Origin of the sequence: Bacillus sp. FSL M7-0558 (genome assembly GCF_038003245.1) — a bacterium.
In the GTDB taxonomy this organism is placed as follows: domain Bacteria; phylum Bacillota; class Bacilli; order Bacillales; family Bacillaceae; genus Bacillus; species Bacillus pumilus.
In genome coordinates, this window is sequence record NZ_JBBOOU010000001.1 from 2,913,624 (window position 1) to 2,927,990 (window position 14,367).

Below are 14,367 nucleotides of genomic sequence, written 5' to 3' on the forward strand. Positions count from 1 at the left end.
TACTGGCGCGGAGCGAATTGATATTCGTGAGCACCAGCACGCAGGACTGACACGGAATGCGAGGGTTTGTCATCACGCTGAAACGACCCGATTTGGGTCGTTTTTTTATTATTAGCTTAACTTCTCTCTAAACCAATCCTTTATAAAGGTTAGTCTTTGAATACGCTGCCCCGGATGACCGCTTCTGGATAAATCATGAGATGCTTTCGGGAATTTGACGAGCCTTGTGTCTTTCCCAAGCTCCTTCAGTGCTACAAAAAGCTGTTCTGCTTGATCGACTGGGCAGCGATAGTCTTCGTCGCTGTGTAGGATGAGAAGCGGCGTATTTACCTGCTTCACATACTTTAGCGGCGAACGATCCCATAGCTTATCGGCTGAATCATAAATATCCCCATCCATCTGCCACCTTGTGAAATAATAACCGATATCACTGATGCCATAAAAGCTAATCCAGTTTGAAATGGACCGCTGTGTGACGGCTGCGCGAAAACGGTCGGTCTGTCCGACAATCCAGTTGGTCATAAAACCGCCATAGCTGCCGCCTGTCACTCCAAGTCTTGTTTCATCAAGGAAATCATAGGCTTTCAGCACATGATCAACAGCCTGCATGACATCCTCATAATCAACGTCACCATAACTCCCTCTCACACGGTCGGTAAACATTTGTCCGTATCCATGACTGCCATGAGGATTGATATATACGATGGCATAGCCTTCCGCGGCGAGCATTTGAAATTCATGAAAATACGTATAACCATACATGGCATGCGGTCCGCCATGAATTTCTAAAATAAGCGGATAAGTCTTCCCCTCTTCCAATTGGGATGGCTTCATAAACCAGCCATGCACCTCGTCGCCTTCTTTTGACTGAAACGAAAATGGCTCTGGTACCGATAGGACATGCTCCTTGAGGAATTCATCATGCTCGAACGTGATTCGCTTTAGATCCGCCTCCCCTAATGTCAGCTCATACAGCTCACTTGGAGAAACGGAAGACAGCCGGCTCAGCAGCAATTTGGATTCATTCGGATGAAGGCTGAAGTTTGTGATATGCTCTGCCTCTAATCGAACAGGATAGGCTAAGCCTTCAACAGAGAAATAATAAATCCCTGTACTGCCTTGATCAGAAACAAGCGCATAAAACCCTTGGCTATCCTTTGTCCACTGCGGAAGCTGATTGGCTTCGCCCATAACACTATCCCCTGCCATACAGTTGCCCACATACATATCGAGCATTTCTGACAGCTGAACGACGTTTCCCTCCTTCAGATCATACAGCCATAATGCTGGGAAAGTAGCATTTTTAAATTCTCGCTCATGTCCGATATACACGAGGCTTTCTCCATTAGGAGCAAAAGACACGGTGGAATAAGCGCCTGATGATTGTGTGATTTTCTTTGTCGTACCTTCCTCTAATGATCGGAGGCACACGTCACTTATGTAAGGTTTCTGAGGATTTGATTGAATATAGGCAAGCCATTTCCCGCACGGAGAGAGCGTGTGATTCACATGATGATGCTGTCCGCTCGTAACTGCCTCGATCTCTCCTGAATGAACATCCACTTGAATGATCTGCGTAAAACGCCCATCTAAAAAACCTCTGCCATCTGCTTTATAGGTCAAATCATCATATACCGCAGGAGCGAACTCATCTCGCTCTTCCTTCTTTTCATCATGAACAGATTCTGATGGTTTCAATGACACAGCCGCATAAATGAAAGCTCCATCTAGTGAAAAGACAGGATGAGATACCCCGTAAGGAACCGCCGTTAAAGTGCGCACACCGCCTCCCACGCTCTGAATCAGTGCAAGCTGAGGAGCTTCCTTTGGTTTTTGCAAAATAAACGCGAGCTGCTTGCTGTCTTTTGACCACACTGGCTGATGATGCTTTCCATCCTCAAATGTCCATTGTGACAGCTCCTCTGTCTCTTCATCTCGAACCCATAAATGGATGTTGTAATCGTCCTTTTTGTCATTCACCGTGACCTTTGTAAAAACCGCCTTTTTTCCATCTGGTGAATAAACCGGATGAGAAACAGAAACAATCTTCGTTAAATCTTCTGCTGTCATCAATTTCTTCATGAATGTATCTCCTCCTTTTATGCATAAAAAATAGTTCGATCCTCTAAATAATAATCCCTGCTTCATTTTATAAAAACAAGAATAAAAAAAGAACGTGCATTTTTACAGCACGTTCTCAGGTTATTGAAAAAGGGCTAAAATGATCTTTATTTTAGCTCTTTTTCTTCTTTTCAGCGTGATAGAAAACCTTTGCAGTCTAGGAAGGACGAGTACTGGAGCGGAGCGAATTAATATTCGTGAGCACCAGCACGCAGGACTGACACCGAATCGAGGGTTTGCCTACACGCTGGAACGTGCATTTTTACAGCACGTTCTTTACTTGATTGACTGTATCATGCTCCACGACAACACCTTCTACTGGTACTGTCAGCAAATCTACTTCGCAATGCGGGAAGTTTTGGGCAAGCTGCTTTTTCAGCGCTTCTCCCTTCCCTTTTTCAACTAAAGTTAAGATTGTCGGACCAGCACCGCTTAATGCCGTTCCATACGCTCCTTTTAGCGAAGCGACATGCTCTACCTTCGACAGCTCTGGGACGAGCATTGTGCGGTAAGGCTGATGAAATAAATCCTTATTCATCATTTCTCCAACAAGCGGCCAGTTTTGCGTCATTAAGGCGGCAACAAGCACGTTGCTCACAGCACTCGCACTGACAGCATGTTTATAGGAAAAATCCTCTGGCAGGACATCACGGGCATCCTTTGTCAGTACTTCATAAAAAGGAATCACGACAACAACATCTATATCCACATGCTTCACTTTGACAGCATGTGTCTTGTCTTCTTCATGAAGACCAATCAGTAAACCTCCGAATAAAGAAGCACCCGCATTATCTGGATGACCTTCTACCTCACTTGCAAAAAAGAGCTTTTGATCATCCGGCATATTTAATTCGAGAAGCTGATTGGCTAGCTCAATGGCTGCCACAATTGCAGCAGCACTGCTGCCCAGCCCCCGTGCCAATGGAATATCACTCCACACTTTGACATAAACAGGCGGGAGTGTTTTTCCAAAGTGATCTGCGACCTTTTTGGCTGTTTGATAAATGAGGTTGTCGGTGCCTGATGGAATTCCAGACACGACATCTGATTCTGCTTCAAACAGCCAGCTATCATGGTCATAGACCGATAGCTTTAAATAGCGGCTGAGCGCCATTCCAACTGAATCAAAGCCTGGTCCTAAATTGGCAGTGCTTCCCGGTACTGTGATTGAAAAAAGCATGGAGGCTTTACTCATACGCGCGCGGCCTTTTCTAAGTGTTCAAGAATTTGATCTTCATCTGCATCAAGTGTGACCGGCTTAATTTGTGAAATATCAATGGCCGTATTCGGATCTTTCAATCCGTTGCCTGTTAATACCGCAACAACTTTACTGCCTGGCTTGATTTCTCCGGATTTCACCTGCTTTAGCACACCTGCGATAGACGCACATGAGCCTGGCTCTGCAAACACACCTTCTTCACGAGCAATCAATTGATATGCATGGAGAATTTCTTCGTCTGTCACTTCATCAATCTTTCCGTTTGATTCATCTGCCGCTGCCACAGCTTGTTTCCAGCTTGCAGGATTTCCGATACGGATGGCAGTTGCCACTGTTTCTGGCTGTTCAATCACTTCATTTCGCACGATCGCTGCTGCGCCTTCTGCTTCAAAGCCGCGCATAACAGGCAGTCCAGTTCCTTTTTTCTCATGGTATTCCTTGAAGCCTTTCCAGTAGGCGGTAATATTCCCCGCATTTCCAACAGGAATCGCCAGTACGTCCGGGGCCGAGCCTAGCTGCTCACAGATTTCAAATGCCGCCGTTTTTTGTCCTTCAATTCGGTACGGATTGACAGAGTTAACAAGGGCAATCGGCGATTTTTCACAGATGCTGCGGACGATTTTCAGTGCATCATCAAAGTTACCGTCAATTGCAATGATCTCTGCTCCGTACATCACAGCCTGTGCAAGCTTGCCAAAGGCAATTTTTCCGTCTGGAATGATGACGATACATTTCATATCAGCACGGGCAGCATAAGCCGCTGCCGCTGCAGAAGTATTCCCTGTCGAAGCACACATGACCGTATCATTGCCTTCTTCTTTTGCCTTTGCAACAGCCATGACCATCCCGCGGTCCTTGAAAGAGCCTGTTGGATTGACGCCTTCTGTTTTCACATGAAGCTCAATCCCTAGCTTTTCCGAAAGCTTGGCAAGGTGGATCAGCGGTGTATTCCCTTCATTTAATGTTAGTTTTGGTGTTGATTCGTTTACTGGTAAGAATTCCTGGAATTCTTCAATAAGTCCATTCCACTTCATCAGCTTAAACCGTTCCCTTCTACTCGGTACGTGCTCTTCACTTGAACCACCACGTCGAGATCGTTTAATTTTTGCAGGATATTTGAGAAATCTTCTTCTGAGGTCCGGTGTGTAATAATCACAATTTCAGCCAGCTCATCATGCCCTTTCACAGGAAGCTGAAGGATCTTTTCAAAGCTGATGCCTCTTTCAGAAAAAATAGATGTAATGCGGGAGAATGCCCCGACTTGATCTCTAACATGAATTCTTAAAAATTGCTGAGCAAATACTTCCGACGGTGATTTGATCTTTTTCTCAAACTCCGGTGCGATAAATCCGCTTCCGTTCACGCCAAGGCGCATGTTTTTCATGACTGCGACTAAGTCTGATACCACAGCGGTTGCCGTTGGCAGACTTCCAGCTCCAGGTCCGTAAAACATCGTTTCCCCTACAGCACTCCCATAGACATACACCGCATTGAATTCATTGTTGACTGATGATAACGGATGGTGATCAGGGAGTAAGGTTGGCTGGACACTGACTTCCACTTTCTCTCCGTCCCGCTGGGCAATTCCGATCAGCTTCATTGTGTAGCCAAATCGTTTACTGAAATTAATGTCTTCATCAGAAACGTCAGAGATGCCTCTGACCTTCACATCGTCTAATTCCACATTCATGGAAAAACCGAGTCTTGCAAGAATCGCCATTTTCCTTGCTGCATCCAGTCCTTCTACATCAGCTGTCGGGTCTGCTTCTGCAAAGCCAAGATCCTGCGCTTCTTTTAAGACATCCTCATATGCGCTTTTATCGACGTTCATTTTCGTTAATATAAAATTGGTTGTGCCGTTCACAATTCCCATCATTTTCGTAATTCGGTCAGATGCCAATCCTTCCTCCAGCGTACGCAGAATCGGAATTCCTCCGGCGACACTTGCTTCATAATAAAGATCACAGCCATTTTCTTTCGCCACATGTAAAAGCTCTGTTCCGTAAAGTGCCATTAAATCTTTATTGGCAGTAATGACATGCTTCTTTTCATTTAACGCATCTATTAAATATTGTTTTGTCTCTTCAATGCCGCCCATCACTTCAATAATGACGTCGACCTCTGGATCTCTAATCACATCGTATACTTCAGTTGTGAAGACTTCTCTTGCCACATCCACATCTCTCTTTTTATCGGGATTGCTCACAAGCACTTTTTGTATTAATACCGGACAGCCGATCTGGTGCATTAATTTATCCTGATGATCTTGGATAATCTTGACGACACCGCTTCCCACTGTTCCTAATCCTAATAGTCCAACTCGAATTGCCTTCACCTGAAATTCCACCTTTCTCCGTCAATGTCCTCTCTAAAAAGACATTTGTTAACCTAACACAGACATTCAATGTACACACATTATAAAGGGGTATCCTCATTTTGACAAGGTAATAAAATATGAGATTGTTAGAATGAAACCGCTTAACAGCTATTTATATCAAGATTCTATATTTTCAAAATATTTTTGTCAGAAAAGCTCCCGAAACTCAGGGAGCCTGAAATGATGAACGAACTGGCGTTTTGGCTTGCTGACCTTGTAGGACAAGCGCAATATTCTCAGCACATAAACGCATCATCGTTTTTCTCGTTTCGACACTTGCACTTCCAATATGAGGGAGAACCGTGACGTTACGTAATGTTGTTAACGGATGAGATGGGCTGACAGGCTCCTGTCTAAATACATCCAGACCAGCGCCGGCAATTTTTCCTGTCGTGACTGCCTCATATAAAGCATCCTCATCCACAGTCTGTCCTCTTGATACGTTAATAAAATAAGCAGAGTTCTTCATCAGATCAAATGCCTTTTCATTAAACATGTCTTTCGTTTCTGGGGTTAACGGCGTCAGGCAGACGATGAAATCAGACTGCGTGAGCAAGTCCTCAAAAGCCGCATAGGTCACGCCGAGCTGCGCTTCTGCCTCTGGCTTTCTTGACCGGTTATGGTACAGCACCTTCATGTCAAAGCCTGCTGCCCGCTTGGCAAGCGCTGTTCCGATACTGCCCATGCCGACAATTCCAAGGGTTTTGTGATGAACATCAGCTCCTGCAAGAAGAAGCGGTCCCCAGCCTGTCCAATTTCCTTCCTTAATCCAATCACTCGCCTCGACAATCCGTCTAGCTGACGCCATCAGAAGGGCAAAGGCTAAATCAGCCGTGGATTCCGTTAATACATCAGGCGTATGACAAATGGTAATGTTGCGCTTATTAGCGGCTTCAAGATCAATATTGTCATAACCCACAGCAAGGTTTGCGATCACCTTAACATGTGGAGCCTTTGATAAAAGGGCTTCATCTACTTGATCTGACAGCATGGTGAGAAGCGCATCCGCTTTCGCTGCTTGTTTTTCTAATTCTTCTCGTGGACATGGCTCATCTTCGCTTGGCCACATCTCGATATGAGCGACTTCTTTTAGTGGTGTAAGTGATGCTTCATCCAGCTTTCTTGTGATATAGACATAAGGTTTCGGCAAGAAGAACACTCCTTTGATTGATTTCTTTAAGCATAACGAAAAACGCCTCAAGAGAAAAGAGACGTTTCATCTGTTCACTGAAACTTCAAATCAGTGGACCTGTGATCCAGCCAACAGGTGGAATGAGGCTCCCGCCGCTTCGCATGGCACTCATTTCTTGAAAGACCTTTAGAAAGTATTCATAGCGATTGGCATCATTTAAGACGTAATCTAGCCGTTCTTCATAATATGATTTTTCATTTTCTCCCGACATGTAGTAGCCTTCCACAATTTCAAAGTAATGAAGCGGGAACAACAGGCGGCTGTATAACAAACGCTTAGAAAAGGAAGAAAGTGGTGTCACCTGCTCATATTGCTGTAGAAATGAGAAGCCCTCCTCAATTAAATCTTCCTTATGCTGGACAAAGGTTTCTCTTAAGTATTCGGCAATATCCCGGGTTGGATGATCAAAGACCCAATCTACAGGTAAACGAAGCGGCTGCTCATGCGGCCATGTCCTTCGCGAAAAACGCTGGTGGCAGACAGTGCCTGAATCACATTCTTTCGGTTCATCATCCAGCTCAGTATCCACTAAATATTGAATGGCGTTTTCCGTTAATCCAAGATAATACGGAAAGGATTCGATGAATTTTTTTTCAAACCGTTCCAGTGGTTTTTGGTGCATTTGCTGCATCCAAAAGCCTTCAAGCTGATCTAGCCGTTTTGCCCATAATTCCTTCCACGCTCCCACACGTTTTGTTTCAGACACCTCATATGGAAAACCTCTTCCCCTGACATGAAAGGCCGCCAGCTCTGACGCCTGTTGAAACGAGCGGCTCGAGATCGGCGGTGCTGCCTTTAATAAAGCATACAGCTCCTTTCCATGAGTAAAGATGGACTTCTCTTCATTTGTTAATTCAAACACAGCGACGTATGGGTCTCCGGCATTCAGTAAATACTGACTGATATGAAACAGCTCTGTGAGTTCTTCTTCTCGCAAATGAGACACAGGAACAATGATAAAGAGAGCCTCCGACGTTTGAAAGCTCTGATAACTGCCATATGGCATAAGTTGACGCACATCAATACCAAATGTGTGATAAATGGTTTCTTTCATGTTTTCACCTGCGTTCATATGATCGATCTCTTATCATATCGTAGTCGCAGGTTGAGGGATTTATGAATACTATTTACTATCCGAAGCTTTTTACACGTTGTGGACAAATTACGAGGATTGGGTGAGGAATATATGCCACATCATCATGAGATGAACGAAGTAGAAAAAACAGCAAGACGCCGTTTACAAGAACGAGGCGTATCCATTCAAGATATAGCAGACCTTGTCTACTTTTTACAGGAAAAATATCATCCTGGCTTAGACATGACAGAATGCATCCACAATGTGGAGCGTGTCATCGCAAAACGAGAAGTCCAAAATGCGATATTAACTGGCGTCGAACTAGACGTACTCGCCGAGCAAAAAAAACTGACCGAGCCGCTTCAATCCATTCTAGAAACAGACGAAAGCCTGTATGGTGTTGATGAAATTTTATCGTTTGCTATCGTCAATATTTATGGTTCGATCGGCTTTACGAATTACGGATATATCGATAAAGAAAAACCAGGAATTCTCGGGATACTCAACGATAAATCCACAGGGGAGTGCCACACCTTTTTAGATGACATTGTCGGCGCCATTGCTGCTGCAGCATCAAGCAGGCTGGCACATAGTGCGAGAAATGTGGAATAAAGCAAAAAAGAGGACGCGCGCATAACGCTTGTCCTCTTTTTTTATGATAATCGTTCAATCCACTCAGATAATGAATCAATGACATAGGTTGGCTGTTTGTCATATTTGTGAAGCAGCTCTTTTGTTGTCACGCCTGTATGAACGAGCAATGTGTCCATTCCTGCATTCATCCCTGCCATAATATCCGTATCATAGTTATCGCCTACCATGAGCGTCTCAGACACATCCGTCCCGAGCACTCGCATGGCTTGTTCCATGATGATGGATTCTGGTTTTCCGATAAATGTTGGCTGGACTGTAGTGGTGACGGTTAATACAGATGTTAACGAGCCGTTGCCTGGCAAAAGCCCTCTTTCGGTTGGAATGGCAATGTCTCCATTTGTTGAGACAAATTGTGCGCCTTGACGGATGGCAATCGCACCGACTGCGAATTTTTCATATGTAATGCTGCGATCAATTCCAACAACAACGAAATCAGCGTCTTCCTGACCAAACGTCAGCCCTTTTTCTTCAATGGCCTGCTTGATTCCTTCTTCACCGATGACGTAAACAGACGCGTCTTTCTTTTGTTCGGCAATATAATTGGCTGTTGCCATACTTGTTGTAAAGACTTGTTCTTCTGTTGCTGGGATATCGAATGAAACAAGTTTTTCTGCTACCTGCTTTGGCGTGCGTGACGAGTTATTCGTGACAAACAAGTAGGGAATGTTTAGCTCATTTAACTTTTGAACAAATTGACCTGCTTCTTCGATCTTTTCTGTTCCTTTATACATGGTTCCATCTAAATCAATTAAATAGCCTTTGTATTTCATGATGTTCACAACTCCAATGGATTATTTAAACGCTGATACTGGGCCTAGCTCCTGCTCTAAGTAGGTACGGATGCGGTTTGGGAAAACCTGTAGCGCATGCTCAACCTCGCTGATCACCTGCAGCAAGTCGTGATGAGCCACTTCTTGGTATTGCTGTACAAGTGTTTTGCGGCACGAGACAAGCTTTTTCAGCTGACTGCCTTCCTCTTCTGGTACAACCTTTTCATCAACAAGAATATCCATGATGTCATCATAGCTTCCTGGATCACGCATAATAAAGCCATCAATCATGTCATTTCCCGTATCAAGAATACATTCGACGAGCAAATGGACAATTCGTTCCAGCGCTTTTTTCTCTAGTGGACTTGTCCATGTTTGATGACTACGCATCAACTCATATTGCTCCTCGAAAAAACGTAATGTCTCTTCAATTTTTTTTCTGTCTACGAAATACATCATGACGCTCCCCTTTGCGTTATTTTCTGATTCGTTTTAAGACAAAATAGGCACAGCCAAAATTACAGTATTCATAAATGTATTCATCGAGTGTGCTGATTTTTGTATCAAATGTGGCCTTTTGGTTTTGGTCATCAAAGAACCCCTTCAATCTCAGCTGATTGTAGCCCCAGTCCCCCACAATATAATCATACTTATTTAAAATATCTGAGTACCTTGCTTTAAACGCTTCTTCATCAAAACCGTCTTTAATATCTCTTACAAGATCAAAAGTAGCATTCTGAATGACGATCATCTTCTCACCTCTTTTTAAACGATCCATCTTTAATGATAATTCATTGGAAGAACTCCATCAATTGCTAAAGCATGTTTTTTCAGATTTAGCCGAAGCTAAAGAAAAAAGGAGGTCACTTTTATGAAGAAACAACTGACAGCCGCGATTCTTCTCAGCATGCTTTTAGGCGGGTGCGGCTTTCAATCAGGTATGAACCGGCAAGTGGATGAAGATTCTTCAAGTAAAACCATCCGTCTGTCGGATCGTCATGAAGGAAATAATTCCAACATGCCAGAAGCAGACACAAACAGAGCAGGATATGTTCGTTATCAGCACCAGCAAGTAACAGATCAGAAAGAAAGAACACCTGCTTTAAATCGCGAGCATCTTGCCCACGTCATTACAAGTTTAACTGTGCAGCTCCCAAACATCAAAGATGCAGCCACACTTGTGACAGATGAGGATGCACTGATTGTGTATCGAACAGGCAACAAAAACCGGGATGAATCTGCCGATCAAGTAAAGAAAACGGCGGTTTCTGTTCTCCCTCGTTATTATCATGTATACGTCTCTGATAATCCAGAGCACTTTCAATCCATTGCCAATTTTTCACGTCTTCAAACCAATTCACGTGATTTTGATCAAATCTTAACCAAAACAATTCAACAAATGAAATATTCCCCTCAAGGTGGAGATATTTCTACGAAAGAAGATGCAAATGGTATGACGAATTCCGACCGTACCATGAGAAGAAATGCCCCTTACGGCCAAAATTAATACGAGAAAAAACGCCAGAGAGCTCTGGCGTTTTCTTGTTATGCTTGCGCCTGACGCTTTTTAGACGCTTCATTTACTTGTTCATCTGCATGGTAGGAAGAGCGCACAAGCGGTCCAGCTTCACAATGGCTGAAGCCTTTTGACATCGCAATTTCTTTCAGCTCTGCAAACTCATCCGGATGATAGTATTTTTGAACTTTTAGATGTTTTTTCGAAGGCTGTAAATACTGACCAATCGCCATAATATCGACGTTGTTAGCAAGAAGATCATCCATGACTTCAATGATTTCTTCCTTCGTTTCACCGAGTCCAATCATAATGCTTGATTTCGTTGGAATGTCGGGCTGCATTTCTTTTGCACGGCGCAAGAATTCTAATGAACGATCATATGTAGCACGCGCACGAACCCTTGGCGTTAATCTGCGAACTGTTTCAATATTGTGATTTAAAATGTCAGGACGTGTGTCCATTAACGTCTTCAAATTATCGTAATTGCCGCCCATATCTGAAGGGAGAACTTCAATTGTCGTAAATGGGCTTTTTCTTCTAATGGCACGAACGGTTTCAGCAAACACACCTGCTCCGCCATCCTTTTGGTCATCCCTTGCAACCGCTGTTATGACAGCATGCTTTAAGTTCATCAAAGCCACTGAATCTGCCACGCGTTCTGGCTCTTGCAGGTCTAGCTCAGTTGGAAGTCCAGTTTTCACCGCACAGAAACGGCATGCGCGCGTACAAACAGATCCAAGGATCATAAATGTAGCGGTTCTTCTCACTGCCCAGCATTCATGAATATTCGGACATTTTGCTTCCTCACAAACGGTATTCAGGTTGTTTTCCCGCATCATTTTTTTCAAACCGGTATAGTTTTCATTCGTATTCAGCTTAATTTTAAGCCAGTCCGGTTTTCTTACGTGCTCTTCCTTCTTTGCCAATTCCATCATCTCCATATGAATTCGTTAAAGGTGCATCTACAAAAATCTTCCTGCTATATACGATGGATGCAGCTAAGAAGCTGCAAAAAATTGAATCTTCGGCCTAAAGCCTTTTCTTTAGACACTTTAACATAGTACAGATTGAACAACAAGGGAATGAGCTGCAAAAATACCCAAAAGCCTCCTAAAAAAATCACAAGAAAATTACTAACATTTTCTTCTTATGAAATAGGGTGATCTAACCACACTAAACGGTAGAAGACGATGCTTGATGAAAGGAGATGGACGTTTGTGAAAGTGGTTTTAGCCATCATGATCGCTCTTTCAATGCTTCCTTTACCTGTTCATACGCAGGGGGAAGGCAAGCAGCCAGATGTACTGAAGCAGCGAATGGCACTTTACGAAAAAGTCGCCATCACGACACAGGTTCCATGGTATGTACTTGCTGCGGTTGATCAGTATGAGCACAATATTCGAAAAAGCAGAAGAGATTTACCGAAACAAAAAGGCGTCATTGGCATCTACATTCCCCGGGAAATGTGGATCGGCCCTGAAAACCCGAATAAGCAGGATACCTCTCCTTTAAGCATTAAAGTGTTTGATGGAATTGGACTTGATGGAAACGGGGATGGAAAAGCGAACAGCGATGACGATGAGGATGTATTATTCACGTTTGCTCAATACTTGCTTCATTACGGCAACAGCATTGATCAATTAAAAATTGCTTTATGGGACTATTATGGACGAGATCAAACCGTTGGAATCATTTCATCTTTTATGAAGCTATATCAGCACTATGGTCATCTTGACCTCGGAAAGCACGCTTTCCCTCTTCCAGTCGGAGCTGACTACAGCTACCGGAGTACATGGGGAGATGCAAGAGGATTTGGAGGCAGAAGAATTCATGAGGGTACGGATTTATTTGCCCATTATGGACTTCCCGTTCGTGCGACATCGTATGGTGTGATTGAAATGAAAGGCTGGAACCGCTTTGGCGGCTGGCGGATTGGGATTCGAGATATTCATAACCATTATCATTACTTCGCTCATTTAAATGGCTTTGCAAAAGGACTCAAAACAGGTCAAATTGTTGAACCTGGACAGGTCATTGGATCTGTCGGAAGCTCCGGTTATGGCCCTCCAGGCACAGCAGGAAAATTTCCGCCGCATCTTCACTATGGCATGTATAAAGACAATGGCAGAACTGAATGGTCTTTTGATCCATACCCTCATTTAAGGGCATGGGAAAGAGCTGAGCGAAAACGACATTAAAGAAAAGGAGAAGTTTAGCGTTTTCGCACCCTTCTCCTTTTTCATGTCTAACTAAGCAAGTTACTGCTCATTTTTCTCCTTCAAACCTAAAATTAAAAATAGAATTCCCATGATGAGAAAAATGAAATACACAACGGTTACTTCCAATGGAATCATGTCAAACATACCTCTAAAAATATTGATACTTAAGCTTTCATTTCTGACCAGTAAAATGGATGCTGTGATATATTTAGCACTAAATACTATAGCAAAAACCAAAAAGCAAATACCACTTACATAAAGTTTCTTCATAAAGCTCCCCCTAATAACAATTAAAATTGATCATGACACATTCATCTATATGGAATCAAGTAGTGAATGAGGTTTTTATTTCCAATGACTGCACATCAAAAAACAGCCCAATCATTCCTTGGGCTGTTATTCTTTCTTCTCCTTTTTCTCTGGGAGAACAATCGATGGGGCGCCTGAGTTCGTTCCGCTGCCATTGTAATAATCTGGTACATCTCCTTGAACGGCTTGGATGGAGACGGGAACTGAATTTTTGACCACGATTGTTTCAGATGCAAACGGGATGATGACTCTCACCTTGACCTCAATTAGAACACTAATATCAATCAAGGCATTGTTGATGCCATAAGGCTTAATGTTTTTTTCAACGTCCGTATGCGGATCGCCAATGACACTAAACCGTACAGGCACTTTTGGTCCTAGGTTGGCGATGAGTGCATTTCCGGACGCTTGCCCAAGCGGAATGTTATATATAATGCCGTCATGTCCATCTGTTTGATCCTTTAATGCTTCTTTTGCCTCTTTTTGAAAATTCCCCTTTTCAATGTCCTCTAAATTTTTTTGAAGATGACGTGATAGGTCAGCCATTGCTTTCGATGTTGCTTGCGCATTAAAATCGATGGTCGTTACTTTTCCGTTCTCACTTGTATTCATGACCACCATATCCTTCATATTCTCCTGATCTTCTGCAAAGTCTTGGACGGAATATTGAATCAGATGATTGGCGATACGCTCTGTTTCTAGTTCAGCAATGTGTATAAGGGTTGGTTTAATGGAGCGGTTAATAAAAAATAGACTTATGACGGTTGAGAGTACAAAGAATAAGATCGCAAGCAGCATGACGTATCGGAATGGCAAAGGGCCCTTTTTATAGGGGCGATAGCGGCGGTTCATTCTCAATAAAAAATCCCCCCTTCTCCATTACAAGTGTATGCAGACAGGCGGGGGGATAGGAAT

At 43.4% G+C, this 14,367-nt stretch carries 15 protein-coding genes; 3 read left to right on the forward strand and 12 right to left on the reverse strand.

Going from position 1 to position 14,367, the window contains the following annotated elements; all coding sequences use genetic code 11:
* Nucleotides 1-111: 111 nt before the first annotated feature.
* The 6 genes from MHB79_RS14885 to yutH all read right to left on the reverse strand — a co-directional run bounded on the left by MHB79_RS14885 (nucleotide 112) and on the right by yutH (nucleotide 7,963).
* On the reverse strand, nucleotides 112-2,082 hold the full coding sequence (locus MHB79_RS14885) for an alpha/beta hydrolase family protein (RefSeq protein WP_340990080.1): 1,971 nt from the start codon (nucleotides 2,080-2,082) through the stop codon (nucleotides 112-114).
* Between the two features lie 301 nt (nucleotides 2,083-2,383).
* Nucleotides 2,384-3,316 (reverse strand): homoserine kinase, encoded by a 933-nt coding sequence (thrB, locus tag MHB79_RS14890; RefSeq protein ID WP_340990082.1) that lies wholly within the window; start codon nucleotides 3,314-3,316, stop codon nucleotides 2,384-2,386.
* Nucleotides 3,313-4,374 (reverse strand): threonine synthase, encoded by a 1,062-nt coding sequence (thrC, locus tag MHB79_RS14895; protein ID WP_044140848.1) that lies wholly within the window; start codon nucleotides 4,372-4,374, stop codon nucleotides 3,313-3,315. Before thrC ends, thrB begins: the two co-directional genes overlap by 4 nt.
* Nucleotides 4,374-5,675 carry a homoserine dehydrogenase gene (locus tag MHB79_RS14900; protein ID WP_003213524.1) on the reverse strand — a complete coding sequence of 434 codons (1,302 nt, stop codon included), beginning with the start codon at nucleotides 5,673-5,675 and terminating at the stop codon, nucleotides 4,374-4,376. The genes thrC and MHB79_RS14900 overlap by 1 nt, the downstream gene beginning before the upstream one ends.
* A 208-nt stretch (nucleotides 5,676-5,883) precedes the next feature.
* The gene (locus MHB79_RS14905) at nucleotides 5,884-6,867 is read right to left on the reverse strand and encodes a 2-hydroxyacid dehydrogenase (RefSeq protein ID WP_050944067.1); all 984 of its coding nucleotides are present in this window, start codon (nucleotides 6,865-6,867) and stop codon (nucleotides 5,884-5,886) included.
* An 85-nt stretch (nucleotides 6,868-6,952) separates the two neighbouring features.
* Nucleotides 6,953-7,963, reverse strand: coding sequence for a spore coat putative kinase YutH (yutH, locus tag MHB79_RS14910; protein ID WP_340990612.1), 1,011 nt, complete (start codon nucleotides 7,961-7,963; stop codon nucleotides 6,953-6,955).
* Between the two features lie 132 nt (nucleotides 7,964-8,095).
* Here yutH and MHB79_RS14915 point away from each other — a divergent pair, with 132 nt between their 5' ends.
* Nucleotides 8,096-8,596, forward strand: a complete 501-nt coding sequence (locus MHB79_RS14915; RefSeq protein ID WP_003213652.1) for a phosphatidylglycerophosphatase A family protein — start codon at nucleotides 8,096-8,098, stop codon at nucleotides 8,594-8,596.
* Nucleotides 8,597-8,637: 41 nt separating this feature from the next.
* Here MHB79_RS14915 and MHB79_RS14920 read toward each other — a convergent pair whose 3' ends face one another.
* Genes MHB79_RS14920 through MHB79_RS14930 form a run of 3 tightly spaced genes read right to left on the reverse strand, consistent with a single transcriptional unit; the run spans nucleotide 8,638 to nucleotide 10,159 of the window.
* Complete coding sequence (locus MHB79_RS14920) at nucleotides 8,638-9,411, reverse strand: TIGR01457 family HAD-type hydrolase (protein ID WP_113387340.1); 774 nt, start codon at nucleotides 9,409-9,411, stop codon at nucleotides 8,638-8,640.
* 18 nt (nucleotides 9,412-9,429) lie between these two features.
* On the reverse strand, nucleotides 9,430-9,864 hold the full coding sequence (locus tag MHB79_RS14925; RefSeq protein ID WP_212045767.1) for a DUF86 domain-containing protein: 435 nt from the start codon (nucleotides 9,862-9,864) through the stop codon (nucleotides 9,430-9,432).
* A gap of 19 nt (nucleotides 9,865-9,883) precedes the next feature.
* Nucleotides 9,884-10,159, reverse strand: coding sequence for a YutD family protein (locus MHB79_RS14930; RefSeq protein WP_003213192.1), 276 nt, complete (start codon nucleotides 10,157-10,159; stop codon nucleotides 9,884-9,886).
* Nucleotides 10,160-10,279: 120 nt separating this feature from the next.
* Here MHB79_RS14930 and MHB79_RS14935 point away from each other — a divergent pair, with 120 nt between their 5' ends.
* The gene (locus MHB79_RS14935) at nucleotides 10,280-10,915 is read left to right on the forward strand and encodes a YhcN/YlaJ family sporulation lipoprotein (RefSeq protein ID WP_050944070.1); all 636 of its coding nucleotides are present in this window, start codon (nucleotides 10,280-10,282) and stop codon (nucleotides 10,913-10,915) included.
* A gap of 38 nt (nucleotides 10,916-10,953) precedes the next feature.
* Here MHB79_RS14935 and lipA read toward each other — a convergent pair whose 3' ends face one another.
* A complete protein-coding gene (gene lipA, locus MHB79_RS14940) occupies nucleotides 10,954-11,850 on the reverse strand; it encodes a lipoyl synthase (RefSeq protein WP_034317455.1) in 897 nt (298 codons plus the stop codon).
* Between the two features lie 327 nt (nucleotides 11,851-12,177).
* Here lipA and MHB79_RS14945 point away from each other — a divergent pair, with 327 nt between their 5' ends.
* A complete protein-coding gene (locus MHB79_RS14945) occupies nucleotides 12,178-13,122 on the forward strand; it encodes a M23 family metallopeptidase (protein WP_249118194.1) in 945 nt (314 codons plus the stop codon).
* A gap of 60 nt (nucleotides 13,123-13,182) precedes the next feature.
* Here MHB79_RS14945 and MHB79_RS14950 read toward each other — a convergent pair whose 3' ends face one another.
* Nucleotides 13,183-13,413: a hypothetical protein gene (locus MHB79_RS14950; protein WP_106029280.1), complete on the reverse strand. Its 231-nt coding sequence runs from the start codon at nucleotides 13,411-13,413 to the stop codon at nucleotides 13,183-13,185.
* Between the two features lie 126 nt (nucleotides 13,414-13,539).
* Nucleotides 13,540-14,304, reverse strand: a complete 765-nt coding sequence (gene yunB, locus MHB79_RS14955) for a sporulation protein YunB (protein ID WP_044140941.1) — start codon at nucleotides 14,302-14,304, stop codon at nucleotides 13,540-13,542.
* Between the last annotated feature and the right edge of the window lie 63 nt (nucleotides 14,305-14,367).